This window comes from Paenibacillus algicola (assembly GCF_005577435.1).
In the GTDB taxonomy this organism is placed as follows: Bacteria; Bacillota; Bacilli; order Paenibacillales; family Paenibacillaceae; genus Paenibacillus_AQ; species Paenibacillus_AQ algicola.
In genome coordinates this window covers 3,645,820-3,670,000 of record NZ_CP040396.1, presented here as the reverse complement: position 1 = coordinate 3,670,000, position 24,181 = coordinate 3,645,820, and the positions used below count along the sequence as shown (strand labels likewise).

The window sequence follows — 24,181 nt, the reverse complement described above, 5'->3', positions numbered from 1 at the left end:
TGAGAATCTGATCCGCCGAAAGCCCAAGGTTTCCTGAGGAAGGCTCGTCCGCTCAGGGTAAGTCGGGACCTAAGGCGAGGCCGAAAGGCGTAGTCGAAGGACAACAGGTTGAAATTCCTGTACCACCGTAAACCGTTATGAACGATGGGGTGACGCAGGAGGGTAGTGACGCGGACTGATGGATGTCCGTCTAAGCAGTGAGGCTGGTGTGTAGGTAAATCCGCACACTTCTAAGGCTGGGCTGTGATGGGGAGCGAAAATTACAGTAGCGAAGGTCATGATCTCACACTGCCAAGAAAAGCCTCTAGTCAGGTGAAGGTGCCCGTACCGCAAACCGACACAGGTAGGCGAGAAGAGAATTCTAAGGCGCGCGGAAGAACTCTCGTTAAGGAACTCGGCAAAATGACCCCGTAACTTCGGGAGAAGGGGTGCCCCGGTAGTGTGAATAGCACGAGGGGGCCGCAGTGAAAAGGCCCAAGCGACTGTTTAGCAAAAACACAGGTCTGTGCGAAGCCGTAAGGCGAAGTATACGGGCTGACGCCTGCCCGGTGCTGGAAGGTTAAGGGGAGCGGTTAGGAGCAATCCGAAGCTGTGAACCGAAGCCCCAGTAAACGGCGGCCGTAACTATAACGGTCCTAAGGTAGCGAAATTCCTTGTCAGGTAAATTCTGACCCGCACGAATGGCGTAACGACTTGGGCGCTGTCTCAACGAGAGATCCGGTGAAATTTTAATACCTGTGAAGATGCAGGTTACCCGCGACAAGACGGAAAGACCCCATGGAGCTTTACTGCAGCTTGATATTGGATTTGGGTACGATCTGTACAGGATAGGTGGGAGCCGTTGAAGCAGGAGCGCCAGCTTCTGTGGAGGCGCCGTTGGGATACCACCCTGATCGTATCTAGGTTCTAACTTGGTACCGTGATCCGGTGCGAGGACAGTGTCAGGCGGGCAGTTTGACTGGGGCGGTCGCCTCCTAAAGAGTAACGGAGGCGCCCCAAGGTTCCCTCAGAATGGTTGGAAATCATTCGAAGAGTGCAAAGGCATAAGGGAGCTTGACTGCGAGACCTACAAGTCGAGCAGGGACGAAAGTCGGGCTTAGTGATCCGGTGGTACCGCATGGAAGGGCCATCGCTCAACGGATAAAAGCTACCCTGGGGATAACAGGCTTATCTCCCCCAAGAGTCCACATCGACGGGGAGGTTTGGCACCTCGATGTCGGCTCATCGCATCCTGGGGCTGAAGTAGGTCCCAAGGGTTGGGCTGTTCGCCCATTAAAGCGGTACGCGAGCTGGGTTCAGAACGTCGTGAGACAGTTCGGTCCCTATCTGTCGTGGGCGTAGGAAATTTGAGAGGAGCTGTCCTTAGTACGAGAGGACCGGGATGGACGTACCGCTGGTGCACCAGTTGTTCCGCCAGGAGCATGGCTGGGTAGCTACGTACGGAAGGGATAAGCGCTGAAAGCATCTAAGCGTGAAGCCCCCCTCAAGATGAGATTTCCCAATACGTAAGACCCCTTGAAGACCACGAGGTAGATAGGTTGGAGGTGGAAGTGCAGCAATGCATGGAGCTGACCAATACTAATCGGTCGAGGGCTTATCCTACAAGCTTTACGAAGTAAAGCTAGCTTCGGAAGCATTACGCTAATGATCATTCTCTAACAACGCACATTCGTTTCGTATCTAGTTTTCAGGTGATCAAACATCTGAATTCTTTATTCCCTGATAGCTCAGTTGGTAGAGCACTCGACTGTTAATCGAGTTGTCACAGGTTCGAGTCCTGTTCGGGGAGCCATTTGGAGAGGTGTCCGAGTTGGTCGAAGGAGCACGATTGGAAATCGTGTAGGCGCCAAAAGCGTCTCGAGGGTTCGAATCCCTCTCTCTCCGCCATTTAAATATGGCCCGTTGGTCAAGGGGTTAAGACACCTCCCTTTCACGGAGGTAACAGGGGTTCGAATCCCCTACGGGTCACCACTTTCTTTACTAGTTTAGGGAATGAGGATACCAAAGGTTCATCGGTAGCTTGCAATTTGCTTGATGATTTGGTAATATAGAGGTCGGTTTGTTTATGGAGGCTTAGCTCAGCTGGGAGAGCATCTGCCTTACAAGCAGAGGGTCGGGGGTTCGATCCCCTCAGCCTCCACCATATAATTTAATGACGCGGGGTGGAGCAGCTCGGTAGCTCGTCGGGCTCATAACCCGAAGGCCGCAGGTTCAAATCCTGCCCCCGCAACCAATTATATCGCATAGCGATCATGCCTCATGGAACTGTGGTGTAGAGGCCTAACATGCCTGCCTGTCACGCAGGAGATCGCGGGTTCGAATCCCGTCAGTTCCGCCATTCTTTTTTTAAACCGAAAGAGCTTTAAGGCTCGGTAGCTCAGTCGGTAGAGCAGAGGACTGAAAATCCTCGTGTCGGCGGTTCGATTCCGTCCCGAGCCACCTTAATGTAATACTGTAGTACTTTTCTTGCCGGTGTAGCTCAATTGGTAGAGCAACTGACTTGTAATCAGTAGGTTGGGGGTTCAAGTCCTCTCGCCGGCACCACCTTGGAGGATTAGCGAAGTGGCCAAACGCAGCAGACTGTAAATCTGTTCTCGTACGAGTTCGGTGGTTCGAATCCATCATCCTCCACCAGTTTTTAGGGGCATAGTTTAAAGGTAGAACAGCGGTCTCCAAAACCGTTAGTGTGGGTTCAATTCCTGCTGCCCCTGCCAGTTAAACTTAAAATATATGGCGGTCGTGGCGAAGGGGTTAACGCACCGGATTGTGGCTCCGGCATTCGTGGGTTCAAGTCCCATCGATCGCCCCATTATTTTAAAATTATGAATATGATTGTTGGGGATTAGCCAAGCGGTAAGGCAACGGACTTTGACTCCGTCATGCATAGGTTCGAATCCTATATCCCCAGCCATTTGCGGACGTGGCTCAGCGGTAGAGCATCGCCTTGCCAAGGCGAGGGTCGCGGGTTCGATTCCCGTCGTCCGCTCCATTTTTGTTTGGCGCCATAGCCAAGTGGTAAGGCACAGCTCTGCAAAAGCTTTATCCCCAGTTCGAATCTGGGTGGCGCCTCCATTATTATATCTTGTGCCCTTAGCTCAGCTGGATAGAGCGTTTGACTACGAATCAAAAGGTCAGGAGTTCGAATCTCTTAGGGCACGCCATTAGCCGGTGTGGCGGAATTGGCAGACGCGCGCGACTCAAAATCGTGAGGGAAACCGTGGGGGTTCGAGTCCCTTCACCGGCATCACAGAGGAACATGGGAAACCATGTTCCTTTTTTATATTTGCGGATGAGTGATATCTCATCCGCTTTTTTTGTATGCCCATTCTCTTCTCTGATAAATCATTAACAATCCAGAGGCAGCAGCAGGCTTCGACAAAGGTCGTAAGGCATCCCCGACTTTAGTCGAGGATGAAATACCGTCCTCAGTCTGTTTTAGGATTCCTGCTTTTTCTCTACAATAAGGACATAAGGTTGAAATTCAAAAACAACATCAACATCAACAGCAGCAACAAAGTACGACATGAAAATAAGAAGGGCGGTGAAACCTTGAGAAGCTCAAGAAATAAAGGATTGGCTGTACTACTGATCGGGCTAGGCGCATTAATTCTTCTGGGGGTATTCGGACCTCTGCTGGGCTGGCTGTTCAGTCTCTTGATTCCATTAGTCATGATTGGATTAGGCTACTATGGAATTAAGCGGGGCAACACACTTATTGGCTGGATCGTGATGGCGATTGGTATTATCTCACTGCTAGGCAAGCTGTCCTGGCTGTTCGGACCATTGCTGGGTATTGCATTGATCGTCTGGGGCGTGTCCCGATTGAAGCGAAGCCGGCGGCGTTATTATTAAGATAGAAGCAAGCAACAAGCAAAGACATCATGTTGAATATGAAGGAAGAGGAGGATTAAACGACTATGAGTGTGTTACGCCGTATTCGTGATATTACGATGGCTACTCTGAATGAAAAGCTGGAACAGAGTCAGGACCCTGTCAAGCTCATTGACCAGTTCTTACACTCTACCAGGCAGGACATTCTGGAAGCCGAAAAGCTTCAGCAGCAGTGTGAATCCCACACTCGTCATCTCAAGCAGCAGGTGGTTCAAGCCGATTCCATGCGAAGTAAGCGGGAAGAGCAGGCATTGCTAGCTCTAAAAGCTGGGGAGGATCATTTAGCGAAGCTGGCTCTGCAAGAGAAGCTGATATATGAAGAGAAAATCGAGCAGTATCAGGAGCTGTTAACAACAAGCCAAGAGGCTTTACGTGAGGTGGAGGTACAGCTGGGGGAGCTGCGTATGGAGTATCAGAGCGCATACAGCAAGCGCCAATACTACGCGGCCAGAATGGAAACCTTGCGCTTACAGCAGCGTATGAACGGCCGCAGCGGCGGATATCCCGGACAGGACGTTCCGCGAATGTTCAACAGGCTGGAGGATCGTATTACAGACTGGGAGCTTGAAGCCAAAAGTCTTCGGGATATCCGCCGAACGGATCAAGGCACCTCCCAGAGTGAAGGCATCTCCAGTATGCTAGAGCGAGAGCTTGCCCGGCTGAAACAGAAGCTGAGTGACAGCGGAAAGGAGTAATCATGACGAAATTATACCGCTCCTCCCGAGACAAGGTATTTACCGGATTGATCGGCGGGCTCTCAGACAAGCTTGGCTTTGACTCCACTGTGCTGCGCATCATTTTTGTAGTCAGTATCTTTATAACCTGCGGGACCACGCTTTGGATCTATCTGATTGCAGCTTTGGTCGTGCCCAAGGAGCTTAATCCTCGCGATCCATACCGGCGCGGAGGCCGGCGATCGGAGTACCAGGATGATTATGATGAAAGAGGTCGGCGCTATGGCCGTGGAAGGGACCGTAGATATGATCAGGATGACTATGATCGGTACGATCCGCCATTTCAAGATCCGGGCTTTACTACGACGAAGCAATCACCCGGCACACCGCCACCGGATGCGGAGCTGGATGCCATGTTGAAGGATATCGAGAAAAAAGCGTTAAAGAAAGAGATTGAAGAGCTAAAACAAAAATTATCCAAGTACGAGAAGGGAGATTTATAATATGGGAGTATTCAAAAGAATTAAGGACATGACAAAAGCGTCGGTGAACGAGCTGCTCGATAAGGTTGAGGATCCGATTGTAATGCTGAACCAGTATCTGCGTGACATGGAGGCTGAGATTCACGAAGCCGAGGTTACGGTTGCCAAGCAAATGGCGAATGAACGCCGGATGAAGCAGCGCGTTGAGGAAGCGGTGAAAATGGCAGGCCAGCGGGAAGCTCAGGCCGAGCTTGCCTTGAAAAATGGTCAAGAAGAGGTCGCACGGAAGCTGCTGGAGGAGAAGCTGTATTTTGACCAAAAGCAGGAGGAATACCAAGGGCTTCATGAGCAGTCTGATGCACAGGCGAAAGAGCTGGTTGCACAGCTGCACCAAATGAAGGATGAGTTCTATAAAATGCGCAACAAGCGCAACGAGCTGGTAGCCCGTGCCCAAATGGCCAAAGCGAAAAAGCAGATGTCTCAGGTCAGCAGCCTGCATAGCATTGAAAGCGGCAGCGCGTCTATGGGCTTCCACCGCATGGAAGAAAAGATTATGCAGCTTGAAGCGGAGGCAGATGTGATGAGAGCGCCTTATCCTTCACAGCATGCCGGCTACACCAATCCAGCGGATGCTGAGAAGCAGCTGAAGATTGAAGAGCAGCTGAATGCCATGAAGAACAAGATGAACGGCGGCTCCAAGTCCGAGCAGTAAAAGCGTGTTCGAAAAGAACGGAATATGATATGCTACTGGAGTGGCAAGGAGTCATCCAGGATCAGCGTGACTTATAGCTTACTGACCATACGGTGCGGATGATCCGCATCGTTTTGGTTTGTATAGCAAAATAATCAGTAGAGCAGCAGCCATCTGAAGGAGGTGCGACATGGAGAAAAATAGCGGAATTGCTTTTGTGCTCATCGGTCTGGGAATCTTTTTGCTGTTCGGCAAATGGATCGGATTTTTCACCGTGGTCGCTCTTCTGCTGGTGGCAGCAGGCATTCAGCAAATACGTGTGGGCTGGCCTAAACGGGGATATGTATTGCTGGGCGTAGGCTCAGTGATGCTCCTGCTGGATCATTTGATGCTGGTCATTGGAATCGGCTTAATCTCGCTCGGTTTCTTCTACGGAAAGGTGAAGAAGGCTCACCGAAATGACCGTTTCCACCAGCAGCAGACGTTTATGTCTAACTTTGATTGGGATCGGGCGCCTTGGGTCATGAAGAGCCTCAGTGTGTGGCATGTGCTGGGAGAAGCGGATGTGGATCTTTCACTTGCTTTACCGGAAGAGAAGGAAACGGTGCTTATGTTTCATGGTCTGCTTGGTGATATCGACATCGTCATTCCGGAATATTACGGAGTGGAGATTGAGGCATTTATTTTGTTTGGCTCGATCGACACCAGCTTAAAGCGGGAAACCGGCATTATGAATCGCCTGAATTGGAAATCTCCTAATTTTGAGGCGAGTGAGTATAAAGTGAAATTTATTGTTTTTTATCTTGGCGGAGATTTGAGTATCCGGATGGTGTAATGTACAAATATAGAGCTGCAGGAGGGCTGTCACTTGGAATCTGATAAGAAATCAAATATGATTACGCGGAGCATGCGTGAGGGCGCCCTTCTAGGCTTTGCCATATTGCTAATCGTCTTATATGTGCTATATACATACGGGTATCTTCGGCCCATGAACGATTGGGGAGACACGATCCAAGCCGGAATTACCATGGTATTAATGCCGATCGGACTCGGGGTAGGATACGGGTTCTTCCAGGGATACCGGGTGAGGCGGAAGCTGGACCGGGTAAGAGAAACACTATCTGACTGGGAAAAAAGCGGCGTTACCGCAGGCTCTATGCCGGATGTTGGAGATGATGAGGTGGGACGGCTGGGCGAGCAGCTGGATCGGATCAGCAAGCGCTGGGAAGAGCAGGTGACGTCGCTGCAGAGGCTGTCCACGAACAATGCCCAGCTGGCGGAGCAGGCCCGGATTACAGCCATCGTAGAGGAGAGACAGCGGCTGGCTCGGGAGCTCCACGATGCGGTCTCGCAGCAGCTGTTCGCGATATCCATGACTGCTACTGCGGTGGGACGAACGCTGGAGAAGGATTTTAACAAAGCGCAGCGTCAGGTGGCCTTGATCGAGGAAATGGCCTCTGTAGCGCAATCGGAGATGCGCGCGCTTCTGCTGCATTTGCGGCCCGTGTATCTGGAAGGAAAGGCGCTGGAGCAAGGGTTGAGAGAGCTGATCCGGGAGCTGGAGATCAAGGTTCCGATGGAAATTCAGCTGGAGATGGATGAAGGCTTGATGCTCGTGAAGGGCATAGAGAATCATCTTTTCCGCATTGTACAGGAGGCCATGTCGAACACGCTCCGGCATGCCAAAGCCGATAAAATGGACATCCGCATCCACCGTAAGCTCAATACCGTAAGGGTTATGCTTCGAGATAACGGTGTCGGATTTGAACTGGACGAGAAGAAACAGGCTTCCTATGGCCTTTCTACGATGGAGGAGCGGGTCATTGAGCTGGGGGGAGCCATTCAGATCATTACGGCGCCAGGGAAGGGCACGCGAATTGAGATTACGGTACCGCTGCTGGACGAAGAGCGCAATAAGACAGAGGAGGATGGAAATGCCGCAGGAAACGGAGTCTGACATGGAGACACCGATCAAGGTGCTGCTTGTTGATGATCATGAGATGGTTCGGATCGGCCTCGCTGCTGTGCTGGGCACGGAGGACGGGATTGAGGTTGTCGGGGAAGCGGGCAGCGGTGAGGAAGGCATTCGGCTTGCAAAGGAGTATGTGCCAGATGTGGTCCTGATGGATCTGGTCATGGAAGGAATGGACGGTATCGAGACCACGCGGGAGATCATCAAGCTGTTCCCTGACTGCAAGGTCATTGTGCTCACCAGTTATCTGGACGATGAGAAAATGTATCCGGTCATCGAGGCCGGTGCATTCAGCTACTTGCTGAAGACCTCGCGTGCATCCGAAGTCGCTGACGCGATCCGGGCGGCGGTGCGGGGACAATCTGTACTAGAATCACAGGTAGCCTCCAAAATGATGAACCGGTTTCGCCGCCCTCAGGCTGAAGCGCCTGCGCACAGTGAGCTGACGGACCGGGAAATGGAGGTGCTGCGCCTGCTTGCACAGGGTAAATCCAATCAGGATCTGGCGGATGAGCTGTTTATCGGGATCAAGACGGTCAAATTCCATGTGACGAATATCTTAGCGAAGCTTGGCGTTGAGGATCGGACACAGGCCGCCATTTACGCTTACAAAAACGGACTCGCTGAATAGAAATAGAGAAGCTCGGGCTGACAAGGCTGGAGCTTTTTTTGTCGCTTCCATACCTTCTGTTTCTATGCAGATTTCAGGCAGAAATGCCGGCGCAGCACACACTTCCTGAATGAAACAAGCTGGCTAAGGGCAATGTATGGAAGGGAAAGACAGGGAAATGAAAGGGAGGTTTCTCTGTGAGATATGCAGGGTAGAATGCATGAAGATTACATGAAGAAAAGGATGAGTTTGTCCATCGGAGCTCCGGCACTTCTGCTTAAAATGGACACAAGATCTTGAAATAACAATAACAAAAGTGTGAAATGAGATAGCATACTTGACACGGATATGCTAAAATGTCATCACATCGTGATAAACTTTGGTGCATAAAAATACACTATATTACATAGAAAGAATGAGGAGCCATGGCTGAAAATCTAAATTTCGATACACTAAATACACCGGGAGCGGTATTTTTTATATTCGGAGCGACCGGTGATCTGGCAAAACGCAAGCTGTTTCCCGCGATCTACAGTCTTTACCGTGAAGGCAAACTGTCGGAGGATTTTGCGGTCATTGGAGTAGCCCGCCGTCCGCGTACACAGGATGAATTCCGTCAGGATGTCTATTCATCCATTCAGGAATTCGGGCGTTACCGTTCTGATCTGAACGCAGAATGGGATGCCTTTGCACAGCATTTCGAATACAAGTCGCTCGATATTAATGATATTGACGGCTTCCGCGAGCTTCGGGAGCAAACGGAGCAGCTTGAGGCTAAATATGAAATCCCGGGCAACCGCCTGTTCTACCTGGCCCTTGCACCGGAGCTGTTCGGTAGCGTATCCTTCAATCTGATGAAGGGCGGCATGCTGGATGGTGCAGGCTGGAACCGTCTGGTCATTGAGAAGCCGTTCGGGTATGACCTGGAGTCCGCAGCGAAGCTGAATGAAGAAATTAACCAGGTGTTCAAGGAAGAGGAGATTTACCGGATAGACCATTACCTGGGCAAAGAAATGGTTCAGAATATTGAAGTCATCCGGTTTGCGAACGCGTTTTTTGAGCCGCTATGGAACAATAAGCATATCGCGAACGTTCAGATTACGCTGAGCGAAACGGTGGGCGTGGAGGAGCGCGGCGGGTATTACGACCATGCCGGCGCTTTGCGCGATATGGGGCAGAACCATATGCTCCAAATGCTCACCATGATTGCGATGGAGCCGCCTAGCCGTCTGCTGCCGGAGGATATTCGGGATGAGAAGGTGAAGGTGCTGCGTTCCCTGCGTCCGTACGCTTCGAGTGAAGAGGTTGCGGATCATGTTGTTCGCGCCCAGTACACGAAGGGCAGCAACGGCAGCAAGGAGCTTCCGGCCTACCGCGAAGAGGATAAGGTAAATCCGGAATCCAACACGGAAACATATTTTGCAGCCCGTCTGTTCGTCGATAACTTCCGCTGGGCGGGAGTTCCATTCTACATCCGTACAGGCAAGCGCCTGCCAGTCAAGACGACGGAGGTCGTGGTGGAATTCAAGCGGATGCCAGGCAATGTTTACCTGGGCCAGAAGCATTCACTGGAGCCGAATTTGCTCGTCATTCGCGTGAATCCGATGGAAGGCTTGTATGTGAAGATTAACGCCAAGAAGCCAGGCTCTGAATCGGAAATCGAGCCGGTAGCGATGGATTTCTGCCAAAGCTGCCTGGTGGGCATTAACTCGCCCGAAGCTTACGAGCGCCTGATCCATGATGCCGCAAGAGGCGACCATACCTACTTCACCCGCTGGGATGAGGTGGCTACAGCATGGTCCTTTGTGGACAAGATTGCGCAGTCCTGGAGAGACAACCAAGGCCCGCTGGAGAACTATCCGGCCGGTTCCTGGGGACCACAGCAGGCGGACGCTTTACTGGAAAAGGACGGCTTCCACTGGTGGCCTGTTAACGGGCAGGACGAGGACAAGGTTATCTGGACGAAGAGCTAACAGAGAACAGAGAACAGCAAGCCCTTTCTAACGTGATAAGAATAAAATCATCCCCATACGTACCTGGTATGGGGATGATTTGCGTATGGATTGTGGTACAATGATATACATGACTTTAGTACGAAGGGAACAGTGAAATGAGCAAACTCCAGAATGAGCTGCAGACCGAAGTCGATAAACGGCGGACGTTTGCAATTATATCCCACCCGGACGCCGGTAAAACGACACTGACGGAGAAGCTGCTGCTGTTCGGCGGCGCGATTCGCCTGGCGGGATCGGTTAAAGCAAGAAAAGCAAGCAAGCATGCCACGAGTGACTGGATGGAGATTGAAAAGCAGCGGGGAATCTCGGTAACCTCCTCCGTGATGCAGTTTGATTACCAGGGTCATCGGATTAACATACTGGATACACCAGGTCACCAAGATTTTAGTGAAGACACCTACCGGACGCTGACCGCAGCGGACAGCGCTGTCATGCTGATTGATGTCGCCAAGGGCGTGGAGGCCCAGACCATCAAGCTGTTTCAGGTATGCGCGAAGCGCGGCATTCCTATTTTTACATTCGTAAACAAGCTGGACCGGGAAGGACGCAGCCCCTTTGATCTGATGGAAGAGATTGAGCAGGTGCTCGGCATCCGCTCTGTCCCGATGAATTGGCCTATTGGCTCTGGACGTGACCTGTGCGGGGTATATGACCGTATGAAGAATCAGGTAGAGCTGTTCCAGAACGACGATCATTCTACCATTGCTGTCAAAAAAGTCGAGGATTACAATGATCCCATCATTCGGGATATGGCTGGAGAGTATTTGCACGATCAGCTGTGTCAGGACCTGGAGCTCCTGGATGTAGCGGGTGATCCGTTCGATTTGGAGAAGGTGCTGAAGGGCGAGCTGACACCGGTATTTTTCGGCAGTGCGGTCAACAACTTCGGCGTGCAGACGTTCCTCGAGAACTTCCTGCAGCTGGCTCCGAAGCCGGAGCCTCGCAGCAGCACCCAGGGCATGATCGAGCCCACGAATGAGAAGTTTACCGGCTATGTATTCAAGATTCAGGCGAATATGAATCCCGCCCACCGGGACCGGCTTGCTTTCCTTCGTATTGTGTCCGGTAAATTTGAACGCGGCATGAGCGTGAAGCATATACGTGCAGGCAAGGAGATCAAGCTGTCACAGCCGCAGCAATTTCTGGCTCAGGACCGTGATATTGTGGAGGAGGCGTACCCCGGCGACATTATCGGATTGTTCGATCCCGGCATTTTCCGTATCGGCGATTCATTGAGTCAAGGCGGTGAGATCGTCTTTAATGAGCTGCCTACCTTCTCGCCGGAGCTGTTTGCGAAGGTGACAGTCAAGAACGCACTGAAGCACAAGCAGTATCAAAAAGGTGTAGATCAGCTGACAGAGGAAGGTACGATTCAGGTATTCAAGACGATCAGCTTTGAGGATATGATTCTAGGCGTGGTAGGACAGCTCCAGTTCGAGGTTTTCGAATATCGGATGAAGGCGGAATATGGCGTGGAGGTTCAGCTTCAGCGTATGCCGTATCAGTTCGCCCGCTGGATTGTGGATGACAAAATCGATCCTTCCAAGTTCCGTATTAACTCTACGCTGGTGAAGGACAAAAAGGAGAATTATGTCGTCTTGTTCGAGAACGAATATGCTATGAGAACCGCGATGGATAAAAATCCGACGGCGCAATTCCTCGAAACGGCTCCTTAATTTAAGCGGTATCGCTGTATAAGCAAATGAAACAGCCATTCCCTCAACAAGCGAGGGGATGGCTGTTGTGCCTTGCGAGACGGCTACTGCGGTACAAGCTGCCCCGGGGTCACCGTCTTCAGGTGATCATGCAGAGAGGAAATCAGGTCGGCCTGCTCGGCTTCCTTCATATCCTTCCACATCATCTCGAACATAACGCCAAGTCCCGGAAGCGCAGCTTCGGGACCATCGACGGAACCCTCGATCATCGAGCGCAGCTGTTGTTCATCCTGATCATGGACCTTATGAATGACGGCCTGCCGCAGATCTAACAAAATGGACATGGGGTAAATTCCTCCTTGTTGTTAGGGTCGTTCTTAATGTGCCCCTCTGTCTGTCGTTAAATTCAACAAGCATCGGCGTTGTGCTATACTGGCAATATAGTATTTTATGGGGCTGTGGAGGTTAAAATATGGCGAAGAAGCAGTATGCCGTCATTGGCATGGGACGGTTTGGAACGAGTGTGGCCAAAGAGCTGAGCGAGATGGGCTTTGACGTATTGGCCGTGGATGCCAGTGAGCAGCGGGTGCAGGAGATTGCGGGCTTGGTCACACAGGCTGTATCCTCGGATTCCACGGATGAGGAAGCGCTGCGGGCACTCGGCATTCGCAATTTTGATGTGGTCGTGGTCGCAATTGGCGAGGATATCCAGTCCAGCATTTTGACTACCCTGATCCTCAAGGATCTGGGCGTACCGGTCATTATCGTCAAGGCGAAGAATGAGCTGCATGGCAAGGTGCTGCAAAAAATCGGCGCGGACAAGGTTATTTTTCCGGAAAGAGATATGGGGCTTCGGGTAGCGCATCACCTGATCTCCCCGAACATCCTGGAATATATCGAGGTGTCGGACGATTACAGCATCATGGAGATGAAGGTCGCGGCGGATATGATCGGAATGAACCTGATCGAGCTGGACATCCGGGCGCGCTTTGGCTGCAACGTGATGGGTATTCGCACGAATGGTAAAATGAACATCTCTCCCAATCCGCAGGACCGTCTTGCAGCGGGGGATGTGCTGGTTATTGTTGGGCAGAAGAATGATCTGACCAAGCTGGAGCTGGCGTACCCTAGATAATTATCGGTCTTATTTTGATAATAGAGCAGGTGTTAACATGGAAATTTCTTCTCTCCAAAATTCCCGCGTGAAGGGCTGGGCCCAGCTTCAGGACAAGAAGCATCGGGATCAGCAGCATAAATATGTCGTAGAGGGCATCCACCTCGTTCAGGAGGCCTTGAGCTTCGGGGCTGACATTGAGTGTGTGGCCTATGATAAAGACCGGGGGATTCCCGCGGAGCTTACGGAGCTTTTGGATCAGGGCAAACATGTGGAATGGATTGCGGTCACAGAGGGCATTATTGCAAAAGTATGTCAGGCTTCGACGCCGCAGCCGGTATTTGCGGTTGTACGCAAGGAAGCGGGCTCACTGGACAGATTGTTTGAGAATCCCTCGAAGCCGGTCATTGTGCTGGACGGATTGCAGGATCCCGGCAATGTAGGAACGATTATCCGCAGTGCAGATGCATCTGGAGCAGGAGGCGTTCTGCTGGGTACGGGCTGTGCGGATGTGTACAATCCCAAAACGCTGCGTTCGACCATGGGCTCGCTGTTTCACCTGCCGGTGATCGAAGGAAATCTGGAGGAGCTGCTGCCGCAGGCCAGGTCCCGGGGAGCGCGTCTGGTTACGACCTCTCTGGAGGGCAAGGCTTCGGCCTTTGAGTATGATTTTACCGGCAGCTGCTGGATGGTGATCGGCAGTGAGGGCAGCGGTGTCTCGCCTGCCGTATCCCGTCTCGTGGATGATGCGATCATCATTCCGATGCCAGGCAAGGCAGAATCGTTGAATGCGGCGATGGCCGCGACAGTGCTGCTGTTTGAGGCGTTAAGGCAGCGGCTGCAACGCTAAAAGCTATTGATGGAAGAACGGTGCCCAGTTGAGGCGACCGTTCTTCTTTTTTGGGCTTGGCTTGCATAGGCTGATGAAGAGGTGCAGCTTGGCTGCAATGGCTTGTTCGCGAACCTCCGGAGAGGGAGGAGAGAGTGAGATGTTTCGACGAAAAAAATGGGGAAGCCGCCGGCTGTCTTTATCCTGGCGGGGCTGGCCCAAGCGCAACCGGCATAAAAGCTACCGCAAATCGGCATACCGCCCGGTGCGAAGCCGACATGGAGGCAAGCCGGCGTCTGCCGGCTGGGCACCGCCGGACAAGGGAAAGGGATTGCGCCTGAAGGTGCGGCGCAGGTGGTGGGTCGGCGTTGTTTTTTTGGTGCTGTTCGGGGTGTTTCAGCTGTTTCTGTATGTTGAGCGGAATCTGAAGCCGCCCATCATGCACCTCGCTCAAATTCGGGTAAAGCAGATTGCGACAGAGGCGATTAACAAGGCGATTACGAGCCAGGTGACAGATGGCAAAACCTTTGATGATCTGGTGAACTGGAAGACAGACAGCACGGGTAAGGTGACCGGCTTTATGCTGAATTATGCGGAGCATTTGAAGATAACCTCGTTTACTACGGAGCTGGTGCAGGAGACGCTGGAGTCAATTCATGAGCAAAAAGAGCATATCCCGCTCGGGCAGGTGCTCAAAAGTCCGGTCGTTGCTTCCTTCGGACCGAAAATTCCGGTCAAGATTGAGCCCCAGGGCGCGGTCAAGGTGCAGCTGGACACCCGCCAGCAGGAAGCAGGCATTAACATGATTCTGGTTGAGGTGTTCGTTCATATTGTGACAGAGGTTGCCGTCGTTGTGCCCTTTGATATGGAGCCGCAGGTGGTGGAGACCGATATTCCGATCTCTTATATGCTGGTGGTCGGAGATGTGCCCATGTATTATTATGACGGTCAAGGCAAGCCGGTGGGCAATAATAGCGCAGGTGCTCCCAGCATTGCGATCCCGTCACCGGGGCTTACGTCACCGGATGCGGGGGATGTGAAGCCTTCAAGTCCTTCTGCTCCGTCAGGGAATGAGATCGTGCCGCAGCCAGAAGTCGAAGGCCAGACTGAAGGAACTGAAGGCAGCGGCGAAGTTGGAGGGAATCTGGAGCATGAATAGCAAACAAACGCGCAGCTGCTTCTAGCGGCGCGTTTGTTTGCTGTTCTGAAGTGCGCGGCGTTCCTGCAGCTCCCATTGCTTCAAGAGCGGGTAAGGATCAAAGGACCACTCGCTGAGGCCGGTATCCCGGTAGATGCCGTAATGAAGGTGAGGCGGGAATTTGCCGGAGGTACCGGGCTTTCCGTATCCCGAGCTGCCAACCCAGCCAATAGTTTGACCCGGCGTGACGACATCGCCGGCCTGAAGGCTTTTTTCAAATCCTTGCAGATGGGCGTAGTAATGATAATGATTGTTCAGATCGCGAATGCCGATTCTCCAGCCGCCGAAACGGTTCCAGCCCTTGAGCTCCACGATGCCGTAGCAGGTGCTTCTCACCGTCACGCCATAGCGGGCAAACAGGTCGGTGCCCTCATGGATCCGCCGCCCCCCGTAGCTTCTGCCCATACCGTAGGTGCTTCGATAGGAATAATCGCTTTTGACCGGAAGCGGGAAGGCATGGGCAAACAGATCGAGCTTGCCATGCGTCTCATACAGCTTTCCATACTGCAGAATCCGCTGGACGGCCCGTCCGTTTTGATAATAAGCCCACAGGCCATTGGCAAAGTCATCCTCATGTGGACCATAGGCGGCCAGACGAGAGGCAACGCTGTAAAGAAGGTCGGTATCATTATTGGGATCGGCGGCCCCGTCTCCGTCTCCATCCTGTCCAAGGCCGGAGTACATTTCAATGGTAAAGGGATGGGTGTCCTCAGGAACGGGATTAAGCGGCCCTGCCCAAGCGGTCAGCGGGACGAAGATTCCGATGTGTCGCTCGGGATGCTTCCGGTCCTTCGGATGGACAGCTGTCAGCGTTCGCTCATACTGGTCGATGGCCGCAAGGCGGTACCAGGGAACTTGAGTGACGGCAGCAATACGCTCGTAAAGCTGCATCCGGTACGTAAAGGGGTCATCCTTCGCGCTCGAAGGCGATGAGGACTGCGCTGCCGGCTTGTCCGGCAAGGCTGCCCAGCTTTCAGCCGGCCAGGCCGCTAAGGCTGTAGAGGCCATCACCAAGGCTGCAATCCGGCAGGTCCAGCGCCGTAAACGCCTATGAGTTGCTTTTTTCATGATCTGTCCTCCTGGTTCAATCGCGGTATACACGCATCCATGCCTGCCTGTAGGGTGTATCGATAGAGCTGATTTTATCCATGCCGGGGATAGATCAATCCTATAGCGACAAGGATAGGTAATCTAAGGGTTTTCATGATATAATATGTGAAAGTTCATGCAAACACTTAACCTTATATGAAAGAAGGTTTCTTTCTTGGCCAAAACGAAAGACAGCAAACCGAAGCCGGAATGGATCAAGATTAAGCTCACTACGGGCGATAACTATAAAGAAATTAAAAATATGATGCGCTCCAAAACGCTACATACCGTCTGCGAGGAGGCGCGCTGCCCGAACATTTATGAATGCTGGGCGAACCGAACCGCTACGTTCATGATCTTGGGGGACATCTGCACGCGAGCCTGCCGCTTCTGTGCCGTCAATACCGGCCTGCCGACGGAGCTGGATCTGCAAGAGCCGGAGCGGGTCGCGGAGGCCGCTGAACAGATGAATCTGCAGCACTGCGTCGTAACAAGTGTGGCACGGGATGATTTGAAGGATGGCGGTGCGATGATCTTTGCCGAGACGGTGAAGGCAATTCGCAAGCGTCTGCCGCTATGCAGTGTCGAGGTGCTCATCCCTGACTTTATGGGCGATGAGGAATCGCTGCGGATTGTCATGAATGCCAAGCCTGATATTTTAAATCATAATATTGAAACGGTGGAGCGCCTTTCGGATCGGGTGCGGGCGAAAGCGAAATATGAACGTTCTCTGGAGCTGCTTCGCCGGGCTAAAGCTATGCAGCCGAGCATTCCGACCAAATCCAGCATTATGCTGGGCGTAGGTGAGGAATGGGATGAAATTCTGGGAGCGATGGATGACCTCCGCGCTGCAGACTGCGATATTATGACCATCGGGCAATACTTACAGCCTACACAGAAGCATCTGGACGTTGAGAAATACTATACTCCTGAAGAGTTTGCGAAGCTGAAGGAAGAAGGCCTGAGCCGCGGCTTCAGCCATGTGGAGTCTGGTCCGCTCGTGCGGAGCTCATATCATGCTCATGAGCAGGTTCGCTCTGCAGAACGTCGAAAGGAAGAGACCGCCCTATAGATTAGGGGTCTGGCTGGGAAAGGCAGGGGAATAACGTGATTGTGATTGGGAACAAAAGCTACGAGCTTGTCATAGATTACCGCAGTGGCTGGAATCCGGAAGTGTTCCGGGATCGGTACAGCGAGGTGCTGGAACGGTATGATTATATTGTAGGGGACTGGGGATACAATCAGCTTCGGCTCAAGGGCTTCTACCGCGATAATCACCCCAAAGCGACCAGAGATTCCAGCTTCTCGACATTGTCGGATTATATTAATGAATATTGTAATTTTGGTTGTGCGTATTTTGTTCTTCACAAAAGCAAGGAGATTAAGGATCCCAAGGAATTAAGGGAGCTGAAGGAGACGCTGAACCAGGAAGCAGTGGCGGCTTCCAGTGAGGAGGAGCCGGAGGAGGCTTCGGCACCGCCGGCCAAGGTCATGGCAGCATCACCCCGGGAGGATTTATCGCGGGTGACTGAAAAACCCCCTTCCCGGAATCAGGAGCGGGAAGTAAAGGAGGGGACCGAGCCGCAGTCCCGCTCCAAGAATGGCAAGGAGCCACGGGAGGGACGAGAGTCCCGAGGCGGAAGGCCGCAAAAGCCCTGGAAAGATGCCAAGCCGAGGGAAGGCAAGGAACGACGGGACCGCAGAGAGGCGCGTTCTGCCTCCAAGCCGAGCCGGAGCCAGAATCCCCAGAACTAAAGCGAAGACGCATTGCCGCTGTCTGACAGTCCATAAATAAAATCACGAAACATAAAAGTGGAGATCCCGGGACAAGCCCGGGATCTCCACTTTTATGTCTGGCTGCCGTACTAGCCAAGGAATGCATCACGTACCCGATTCCAGAATGGAAACGGCCGGTAGCGGGCAAAGCTGACCTGCTGCTCGGCGACCTGACAGCGCACAGAGATGAGGTCATCAATCGGAATATTGTTATGATCCACCGTTAACAATAGCCGCTGGTCCTTGCGGGAGAAAATATCGCAATGATGGTGCTTTGGCAGCAGCAGCGGCGACCCCAGTGTGCGGAAAATCCGATTGTTAATAGATGCAATTTCAGCAATCTGCAAGGCATCGATGGAAGGATGCACCATGGCGCCGCCGACACTCTTGTTATAAGCTGTACTGCCGGATGGGGTGGATATACAGATGCCATCGCCCCGGAACATCTCGAACGTGACATCATTGATGTCGATCTGGGCAACGACCGTTCCATCGACACCCTTGAGCGTAAATTCATTCAAGGCAATATAAGAGGCAGAGCCGGATTTCTTGTGGATTTCCAGCTGAACCAAAGGATATTTAACGAAGCGGGGCTTCGTTCCCTTCGGCTCTCCTTCCCCGCTCATCATATCAACAAGCTTCTCGATTTCATCGGCTTTCCAGTCTGCATAGAAGCCCAGATGCCCAGTATGCACCCCGACAAAAGCGAGATCGGGAATCCGGTCAATGAACGTGTGAAAGGCATGCAGCATGGTGCCATCTCCACCGATAGAAACTACGATCTCCGGGGATTCCGCGTCCAGCTGAAAGCCCCGTTGTCCCGCCAGCTTATGAAATTGTTGACTTAATTCGACTGACAAGGGATCACCGCGGTCCAGAACATAGTATCTCAAGTCGATAAGCTCCTTTAAAAAGATTATATAACGATGATAATCAATCTTGTGAAAGAAAACAATGCTTCACGATTTCAATTTGCGCAATTTACGCGAGATCCAATACACCGCCTCTGTCATAATCACAACACCTAACAGCAATGTGAGCAGCAGGCTAAACCAGGCCATGTAATGGGTATAACCGCTCAGAGCCCCATCAGAAACAGGAACTGGCGTGAATACAGGCTCGGCTTCTCCCATAAATGGACCCCATAAGATCAGCACGGCGGTGAAAGCCATGGCCCCATGAAGAAGCCTGGCCCCCATAAAGGGCAAGTAACGCAGATTGGTGGAATGAAGGATACTGGCAATTTGGGCATGCACCGAAAGGCCTCCCCACGACAGCACGAAAGCAGCCACGGCAGCCTTATAGATCAAAGGTACAGCTTCGCCAGCGCCTCCAGCATATTTAGCCCCCAGTGTGACCTCGAATAAGCCTCCCATAAGGGCCATGCTGAGCTGCTCGGGAGCGCCCACTGCCAGCAGCAGCTGGCCAAGCACCGCATTGATCGCAGACAGAACACCAGCCTGGGTCCAAAGCTCCAAAAATACAGAAAAGAAAACGACGAGTCCGCCAACGACCACCATCAGCTGCAGCGAGGACTGAATGGCTTCTGTCAGCAGCACACCCAGCGGCCGACCGTCAGCGCTTCTGGCCGCATGCATGTCCAGGACGGCGCGCTTAAGGCGGCTGCCCTTCATGCTGTGCTTCTGCGCGGGAGAAGAGGACGAGCTTTGATCGCCATGAAATCGCATCAGCAATCCGACGAGCAGTCCGCTTCCGTAATGAGCGATCGCCAGAATGAGTGCCAGCTCGGTGCTGTGAAAAAAGCCGACAGAGACAGCGCCGATTAAAAAAATAGGATCTGAGGAGGTGGTGAACGCGACCAGGCGCTCTCCTTCTTCCCGCGTAATCATCTTCTGCTCCCACAGCTTGGCCGTCAGCTTGGCGCCTACCGGGTAGCCGGACACGTAGCCCATAGCGGCGACGAAGCCGCCGCAGCCGGGAATGCGGAATAAGGGCCTCATCCAGGGATCCAGAAGGGTGCCGATCAGATGGACCACGCCGAAGCCAAGCAGCACCTCCGAGATGACGAAGAACGGAAAGAGGGAGGGAAACAGAACGTCCCACCATATGGAAAGTCCGCGTACCGCAGCTTGCAGAGCAGACTCCGGAAATATTGCCATCAGAAGGATGAGGCTGAGCATCAAGGCCGTAAATATAGGAAATCCGAGCTTTTTAATAGGCATGATGCACTTGAATCCCCCCAATAAAGACAGTAATAGGTCCCATTGCAATCATGGGAGGCTCTGATCCACTGTATGCAGTTATGAGGACAAACAGTACAAAAAGACCTAGAAAGCGGTTACAAAAAAGCTTTATTTTTGTGAGTATTATGCTATAATTAAAACCATCAAAGCACATCTTAAGTAACGATGAAACAGAGATGGAGTGATGATTATGAGTATAGTGACCGGATTGCTGGTATGCGCGTTTGTTTATGTGATACGGGCTTCGCTGGGTCGTCAAAGTGAAGAAGACTGGAGAAGCTACTGATAAGGAGCAAGGGGCTAAACATTGAGTTTAGCTCTTTTTTTGTGTCTGGGGGTACGGTTAGACGTTTGCGGCAGGTTTGATATAATGGAGAAGCATAACGAGTTGTGTGAAAGACAGGAGATGATATATACCATGGATCCAAGTCTTAGTCTGTATGACCAGCTGGGAGGAGCAGAGGGAGTTCGTGCTTTAGTGGAGGCATTCTATCCTAGAGTACAGCAGAATGCCGTGCTGGCGCCTCTGTTTCCTGAAGATATCGAGCCGGTTATGGAGAAGCAATATATGTTTCTGAGCCAATTCTTTGGCGGGCCCGCTTTGTTCTCGGAAGCCTTTGGCCATCCTATGATGCGAGCAAGGCATATGAAGTTTACCATCACGGATGGACATGCTGATGAATGGCTGCATTGCATGGCTCATGCCCTGCGGGATGTAGGTATTCAAGAACCGCTGGCCAGCTTCGTGCTGGACCGGCTGTCCGGGCCTGCCCGGCATTTTGTGAACAGCTATTAATGCGCGAACGCGCGGGGGACAGGGATGTCATGAGCATGGCAATGGAGCCGCTGTATAAAATTAAAGTAGCATGTCCTTATTGTGAGCATGAGTTTGAGACCTCTAGGGTTCGGCCCAGCCTGAAGAAGGCGTACCGGAGTGATTCAGATTTCTGCGGTTATTACAAAAATGAGAATCCGGACTTCTACGTCGTCCGGGTATGCCCCTCCTGCGGATTCGCCTTTACCGAGCATTCTGTGACCAGTCTGAATGACGCGCAGCGAGCCGCATTTCATGATCAGGTCGGAAGGCGCTGGAATACGCGGGACTTCGGCGGGGCGCGGAGGCTGGAGGAAGCGCTGGAAACGTACAAGCTGGCTCTGCTGTGTGCCCAGGCCATCCGAGAAAAGGACAGGATTGTGGCGAGCCTGCTGCAGCATATTGCCTGGCTGTACCGGTATCAAAATGATGCGGAGCAGGAGCAGCGCTTCCTGGAGTACAGTCTGGAGGCGTATGTTCGCTGCTATGAATATGAAGGCTTTACTGGAAATGATGCGCGGCTGCTATATCTGATCGGAGAGCTTAACCGCAGGGTCGGCCGATACCGGGAAGCCGTGCAATGGTTCTCCAGAGTCGTACAGGATCAGAAAATTACCGATGCCGCGATGATCCGCGCCTCCAGAGAACAATGGGCTCTGCTCCGGGAGCAGATGATGGCCGAGGGGACACAGCGGGAGACGGATGCTCCGGCTTCGTCTTAATCTCGCGGTCGGTGCACGAGACTACCTTAGAGCCTGATCGGTTAGAATATAATCTCCATCGCTGTCCACCACGGTAACCTTATTGTGGCAGCAGGGGAAGATGAGCAGCTTCTTCTTGCCCTCCCGTACGCTGATGAGCTCCTTCGGCTTCATGGGCAGCAGCACATTGTCGGCTCCGCAGAAAGGACAGCTCTGGACATACACATCCTTGGAGACGACATCATAAGGCCATGTGTTGGAAAAAGGGATCATGATTCCTTCCCGTCCTTGTTCTCCGGGCTTTCTTGATCCGCCTCATTGTCGGATTGGGAGAGCTCGGCGATTTTTTGCATGAGGATATGCTGGGGCATATGCATCAGGTTCTCGAGCGGAATCCCGAGCTTTTTCGATAAAGCTAGCGCCGTTTCGGCGGATATTTGTAAGGGTCTCATCATGATCGCTCCTTCGTTGTTTAAGATTGCTAAGCACTTCTATTAGTTATACACTGATGAATCCAATTTGGAAAGGTTGATGAACAGGATGAAGCATCCGTTGCGCCAGACATGGGATCTGGATACGATATTTCCGGGAGGCTCAGCCTCCAGTGAGTTTGAAGCCTTTATCCAAGGGCTGGAGCAGGATATCAAGCTGCTTCAGGAGCAAGTGAAGTCGGCATCCATACCACAGACACTGGAGGAAGCAGCCGGACTGGAGGGCATTGTGGAGCTGCTGGAGCAGTGCACGGCCAAGGGCAGTGAAGCCCGCTCTTTTGTCAGCTGCCTGTCTGCACAGGATCAAAGCGATAAGAAGGCCAACCAGTTATCGGGCCGAATCACGGGTCTTCTTGCTTCCTTTCAGAGTGCTGCAGTACAGTTCAGTACTTTACTGCGTGATATTGACGATACCTTGTTTCATGACTGGATGGCTAAGGATAACATGGCACCGCTCTCTTTTACCTTAAGTGAAAGCCGCAGCCGGGCCCGGGAGAAGATGAGTCCTGAGCTGGAAAGCCTAGCTCTGTCTTTGTCTGTAGACGGCTATCACGGATGGGGAGATTTCTATAACACCATTGTGAGCCATATCCAGATTCCTTTTGAAGAGAATGGTGAACTGCGTAAGCTCTCCGCAGGCCAGGCTGCCAATAAGCTGAGCCATCCCGACAAGGAGGTTCGCAGGGAAGTATTCCAGAAATGGGAAGAGGCCTGGAGTGCCTCGGAAGACTATTGTGCTGATACATTAAACCATCTGTCCGGGTTCCGACTCAAGCTGTATGAGGCCCGCGGCTGGGACCAGGTGCTGAAGGAGCCTTTGGCAGTTAACCGGATGTCGCAGGAGACGCTGGATGCGATGTGGTCCGTCGTGCAAAGCACGAAACCGCTGCTGGTGGAGTTTCTGAACCGCAAGGCCCAGCTGCTCGGTATGGACCAGCTCTCCTGGGAGGATGTAGATGCACCGCTGCAAACCTCGGAAGTCAAGATCAGCTACGATGATGCTGCGGAAAGCATCGTCCGCCAGTTCCGTGCCTTTAGCCCGAGAATGGCGGATTTTGCCCAGATGGCCTTTGATAAGAACTGGATTGAGGTGGAGGATCGCCCTGGAAAGCGCCCTGGAGGCTTCTGCACCTCACTGAAGAACAGTAATCAGACGCGGATTTTTATGACCTACAGCGGCACGGCCTCCAATGTATCTACCTTGGCTCATGAGCTGGGGCATGCGTATCATCAGCATTTGATGACCGAGCTTCCAGTACTGAACCAGAGCTATGCCATGAATGTGGCTGAGACGGCCTCGACCTTTGCGGAGATGATTGTGTCCGATGCCCAGGTCAAAGGAGCTCAGCAGGAGGAGGAGCGTTTGGCGCTCTTAGAAGAAAAAATTAACCGCAGCGTGGCATTTTTTATGAACATTCATGCCCGGTTCTTGTTTGAAACCACGTTTTATGAGCAGCGCAAGCAGGGCATCCTGACGGCGTCCGAGATCAGCAATCTCATGGAGCAGGCTCAGAAAGAAGCTTACCTGAATGCATTGTCCGGCTATCATCCGCATTTCTGGGCCTCCAAGCTGCACTTCTATATTACAGGCGTGCCGTTCTACAACTTCCCGTATACATTTGGGTATATGTTCAGCGCCGGCTTGTACGCACTTGCTTTGGAGCAGGGCGAAGCTTTTGCTGAACGATATGATGCATTGCTGCAGGATACCGGCATACTGCCTGTGGAGGAGCTGGCGCAAAAGCATCTGGGCGTAGATCTTACACGTCCGGATTTCTGGCAAAAAGCAGCTTCATCTTGCGAGCAGGATATTCGTCAATTTCTGCAAATGACTCAGAATATGGTGTAGAATGATGATTTAAATATGAAAGCGGTATGCAGGAGAGGTCACAGGCTGGCCTCTTTTTTTTGTCATATTAAAGAATAAAATGACATAAAAAAACGAAATATGAATGTGTTAAATATGCAAAAGTAG

At 52.2% G+C, this 24,181-nt stretch carries 23 protein-coding genes, 16 tRNA genes and 1 rRNA gene (1 of these 40 cut by a window edge); 34 read left to right on the top strand and 6 right to left on the bottom strand.

Translation table 11 applies throughout. The annotated features are described in order from the left end of the window. The 26 genes from E6C60_RS17295 to E6C60_RS17170 all read left to right on the top strand — a co-directional run. Positions 1 to 1,602: ribosomal RNA gene (locus tag E6C60_RS17295) — 23S ribosomal RNA — on the top strand (it extends 1,367 nt beyond the left edge of the window). A 114-nt stretch (positions 1,603 to 1,716) separates the two neighbouring features. Then, positions 1,717 to 1,792: transfer RNA gene (locus tag E6C60_RS17290), tRNA-Asn, on the top strand. Between the two features lie 3 nt (positions 1,793 to 1,795). Further along, positions 1,796 to 1,887, top strand: a tRNA-Ser gene (locus E6C60_RS17285). A gap of 9 nt (positions 1,888 to 1,896) precedes the next feature. After that, a tRNA-Glu gene (locus tag E6C60_RS17280) sits at positions 1,897 to 1,971 on the top strand. 96 nt (positions 1,972 to 2,067) lie between these two features. Continuing rightward, positions 2,068 to 2,143 (top strand) — tRNA-Val (locus tag E6C60_RS17275). Between the two features lie 13 nt (positions 2,144 to 2,156). Further along, positions 2,157 to 2,233 (top strand) — tRNA-Met (locus E6C60_RS17270). Between the two features lie 28 nt (positions 2,234 to 2,261). After that, positions 2,262 to 2,338, top strand: a tRNA-Asp gene (locus tag E6C60_RS17265). A 28-nt stretch (positions 2,339 to 2,366) separates the two neighbouring features. Next, positions 2,367 to 2,439, top strand: a tRNA-Phe gene (locus E6C60_RS17260). A gap of 29 nt (positions 2,440 to 2,468) precedes the next feature. Next, positions 2,469 to 2,544, top strand: a tRNA-Thr gene (locus E6C60_RS17255). A gap of 4 nt (positions 2,545 to 2,548) precedes the next feature. After that, a tRNA-Tyr gene (locus E6C60_RS17250) sits at positions 2,549 to 2,634 on the top strand. 6 nt (positions 2,635 to 2,640) lie between these two features. Continuing rightward, positions 2,641 to 2,714 (top strand) — tRNA-Trp (locus tag E6C60_RS17245). 19 nt (positions 2,715 to 2,733) lie between these two features. Further along, positions 2,734 to 2,809: transfer RNA gene (locus E6C60_RS17240), tRNA-His, on the top strand. Positions 2,810 to 2,836: 27 nt separating this feature from the next. Beyond that, positions 2,837 to 2,911, top strand: a tRNA-Gln gene (locus tag E6C60_RS17235). A 3-nt stretch (positions 2,912 to 2,914) separates the two neighbouring features. After that, positions 2,915 to 2,989 (top strand) — tRNA-Gly (locus tag E6C60_RS17230). Positions 2,990 to 2,998: 9 nt separating this feature from the next. Further along, positions 2,999 to 3,072 (top strand) — tRNA-Cys (locus E6C60_RS17225). A gap of 12 nt (positions 3,073 to 3,084) precedes the next feature. After that, positions 3,085 to 3,161 (top strand) — tRNA-Arg (locus E6C60_RS17220). A gap of 3 nt (positions 3,162 to 3,164) precedes the next feature. Then, a tRNA-Leu gene (locus E6C60_RS17215) sits at positions 3,165 to 3,244 on the top strand. A 305-nt stretch (positions 3,245 to 3,549) separates the two neighbouring features. Continuing rightward, complete coding sequence (locus tag E6C60_RS17210) at positions 3,550 to 3,852, top strand: LiaF transmembrane domain-containing protein (protein WP_138226962.1); 303 nt, start codon at positions 3,550 to 3,552, stop codon at positions 3,850 to 3,852. Between the two features lie 65 nt (positions 3,853 to 3,917). After that, a complete protein-coding gene (locus E6C60_RS17205) occupies positions 3,918 to 4,586 on the top strand; it encodes a PspA/IM30 family protein (RefSeq protein ID WP_138226961.1) in 669 nt (222 codons plus the stop codon). A gap of 2 nt (positions 4,587 to 4,588) precedes the next feature. Further along, positions 4,589 to 5,068: a PspC domain-containing protein gene (locus tag E6C60_RS17200; RefSeq protein WP_138226960.1), complete on the top strand. Its 480-nt coding sequence runs from the start codon at positions 4,589 to 4,591 to the stop codon at positions 5,066 to 5,068. A gap of 1 nt (position 5,069) precedes the next feature. Next, entirely contained in the window at positions 5,070 to 5,759 is a 690-nt protein-coding gene (locus tag E6C60_RS17195; protein WP_138226959.1) for a PspA/IM30 family protein, read from the top strand. Between the two features lie 169 nt (positions 5,760 to 5,928). After that, positions 5,929 to 6,573 carry a cell wall-active antibiotics response protein LiaF gene (gene liaF / locus E6C60_RS17190; protein WP_138226958.1) on the top strand — a complete coding sequence of 215 codons (645 nt, stop codon included), beginning with the start codon at positions 5,929 to 5,931 and terminating at the stop codon, positions 6,571 to 6,573. A 33-nt stretch (positions 6,574 to 6,606) separates the two neighbouring features. Continuing rightward, the gene (locus E6C60_RS17185) at positions 6,607 to 7,695 is read left to right on the top strand and encodes a sensor histidine kinase (protein WP_138226957.1); all 1,089 of its coding nucleotides are present in this window, start codon (positions 6,607 to 6,609) and stop codon (positions 7,693 to 7,695) included. Between the two features lies 1 nt (position 7,696). Then, positions 7,697 to 8,341 (top strand): response regulator, encoded by a 645-nt coding sequence (locus E6C60_RS17180; RefSeq protein ID WP_138227874.1) that lies wholly within the window; start codon positions 7,697 to 7,699, stop codon positions 8,339 to 8,341. A 404-nt stretch (positions 8,342 to 8,745) separates the two neighbouring features. Continuing rightward, positions 8,746 to 10,293 (top strand): glucose-6-phosphate dehydrogenase, encoded by a 1,548-nt coding sequence (gene zwf / locus E6C60_RS17175; protein ID WP_138226956.1) that lies wholly within the window; start codon positions 8,746 to 8,748, stop codon positions 10,291 to 10,293. 137 nt (positions 10,294 to 10,430) lie between these two features. After that, entirely contained in the window at positions 10,431 to 12,011 is a 1,581-nt protein-coding gene (locus E6C60_RS17170) for a peptide chain release factor 3 (RefSeq protein WP_138226955.1), read from the top strand. Between the two features lie 83 nt (positions 12,012 to 12,094). On the opposite strand, the gene sspI is transcribed toward E6C60_RS17170, so the two are convergent. Further along, positions 12,095 to 12,334, bottom strand: a complete 240-nt coding sequence (gene sspI / locus E6C60_RS17165; protein ID WP_138226954.1) for a small acid-soluble spore protein SspI — start codon at positions 12,332 to 12,334, stop codon at positions 12,095 to 12,097. A 128-nt stretch (positions 12,335 to 12,462) separates the two neighbouring features. Between sspI and E6C60_RS17160 the strand changes: the two genes are divergently transcribed. The 3 genes from E6C60_RS17160 (at position 12,463) to yunB (ending at position 15,092) form a co-directional block, all read left to right on the top strand. Then, positions 12,463 to 13,125 carry a potassium channel family protein gene (locus tag E6C60_RS17160; RefSeq protein WP_138226953.1) on the top strand — a complete coding sequence of 221 codons (663 nt, stop codon included), beginning with the start codon at positions 12,463 to 12,465 and terminating at the stop codon, positions 13,123 to 13,125. 37 nt (positions 13,126 to 13,162) lie between these two features. Continuing rightward, a complete protein-coding gene (locus tag E6C60_RS17155; protein WP_138226952.1) occupies positions 13,163 to 13,954 on the top strand; it encodes a TrmH family RNA methyltransferase in 792 nt (263 codons plus the stop codon). Positions 13,955 to 14,093: 139 nt separating this feature from the next. Beyond that, entirely contained in the window at positions 14,094 to 15,092 is a 999-nt protein-coding gene (gene yunB / locus E6C60_RS17150) for a sporulation protein YunB (protein ID WP_233281049.1), read from the top strand. Between the two features lie 21 nt (positions 15,093 to 15,113). Here yunB and E6C60_RS17145 read toward each other — a convergent pair whose 3' ends face one another. Beyond that, complete coding sequence (locus E6C60_RS17145; RefSeq protein WP_138226951.1) at positions 15,114 to 16,199, bottom strand: M23 family metallopeptidase; 1,086 nt, start codon at positions 16,197 to 16,199, stop codon at positions 15,114 to 15,116. Positions 16,200 to 16,395: 196 nt separating this feature from the next. Here E6C60_RS17145 and lipA point away from each other — a divergent pair, with 196 nt between their 5' ends. Together lipA and E6C60_RS17135 are read left to right on the top strand one after the other, a co-directional pair. Next, complete coding sequence (gene lipA / locus E6C60_RS17140; RefSeq protein WP_138226950.1) at positions 16,396 to 17,292, top strand: lipoyl synthase; 897 nt, start codon at positions 16,396 to 16,398, stop codon at positions 17,290 to 17,292. 35 nt (positions 17,293 to 17,327) lie between these two features. Next, positions 17,328 to 17,975, top strand: a complete 648-nt coding sequence (locus E6C60_RS17135; RefSeq protein WP_138226949.1) for a YutD family protein — start codon at positions 17,328 to 17,330, stop codon at positions 17,973 to 17,975. A gap of 110 nt (positions 17,976 to 18,085) precedes the next feature. On the opposite strand, the gene E6C60_RS17130 is transcribed toward E6C60_RS17135, so the two are convergent. After that, complete coding sequence (locus tag E6C60_RS17130; RefSeq protein WP_138226948.1) at positions 18,086 to 18,889, bottom strand: NAD kinase; 804 nt, start codon at positions 18,887 to 18,889, stop codon at positions 18,086 to 18,088. Positions 18,890 to 18,955: 66 nt separating this feature from the next. Further along, positions 18,956 to 20,179 carry a sporulation integral membrane protein YlbJ gene (gene ylbJ / locus E6C60_RS17125; RefSeq protein ID WP_138226947.1) on the bottom strand — a complete coding sequence of 408 codons (1,224 nt, stop codon included), beginning with the start codon at positions 20,177 to 20,179 and terminating at the stop codon, positions 18,956 to 18,958. A 439-nt stretch (positions 20,180 to 20,618) separates the two neighbouring features. Here ylbJ and E6C60_RS17120 point away from each other — a divergent pair, with 439 nt between their 5' ends. Together E6C60_RS17120 and E6C60_RS17115 are read left to right on the top strand one after the other, a co-directional pair. Beyond that, positions 20,619 to 20,996 carry a globin domain-containing protein gene (locus tag E6C60_RS17120; protein ID WP_138226946.1) on the top strand — a complete coding sequence of 126 codons (378 nt, stop codon included), beginning with the start codon at positions 20,619 to 20,621 and terminating at the stop codon, positions 20,994 to 20,996. Between the two features lie 35 nt (positions 20,997 to 21,031). Further along, the gene (locus E6C60_RS17115; protein ID WP_138227872.1) at positions 21,032 to 21,736 is read left to right on the top strand and encodes a DUF2225 domain-containing protein; all 705 of its coding nucleotides are present in this window, start codon (positions 21,032 to 21,034) and stop codon (positions 21,734 to 21,736) included. A gap of 21 nt (positions 21,737 to 21,757) precedes the next feature. On the opposite strand, the gene E6C60_RS17110 is transcribed toward E6C60_RS17115, so the two are convergent. Both E6C60_RS17110 and E6C60_RS17105 read right to left on the bottom strand, forming a co-directional pair. Beyond that, on the bottom strand, positions 21,758 to 21,988 hold the full coding sequence (locus E6C60_RS17110; RefSeq protein WP_138226945.1) for a hypothetical protein: 231 nt from the start codon (positions 21,986 to 21,988) through the stop codon (positions 21,758 to 21,760). Beyond that, positions 21,985 to 22,167, bottom strand: a complete 183-nt coding sequence (locus tag E6C60_RS17105; protein ID WP_138227871.1) for a YycC family protein — start codon at positions 22,165 to 22,167, stop codon at positions 21,985 to 21,987. Before E6C60_RS17105 ends, E6C60_RS17110 begins: the two co-directional genes overlap by 4 nt. Before the next feature lie 88 nt (positions 22,168 to 22,255). On the opposite strand from E6C60_RS17105, the gene E6C60_RS17100 reads away from it, so the two are divergent. After that, a complete protein-coding gene (locus E6C60_RS17100; protein ID WP_138226944.1) occupies positions 22,256 to 24,055 on the top strand; it encodes a M3 family oligoendopeptidase in 1,800 nt (599 codons plus the stop codon). Positions 24,056 to 24,181: the final 126 nt, after the last annotated feature.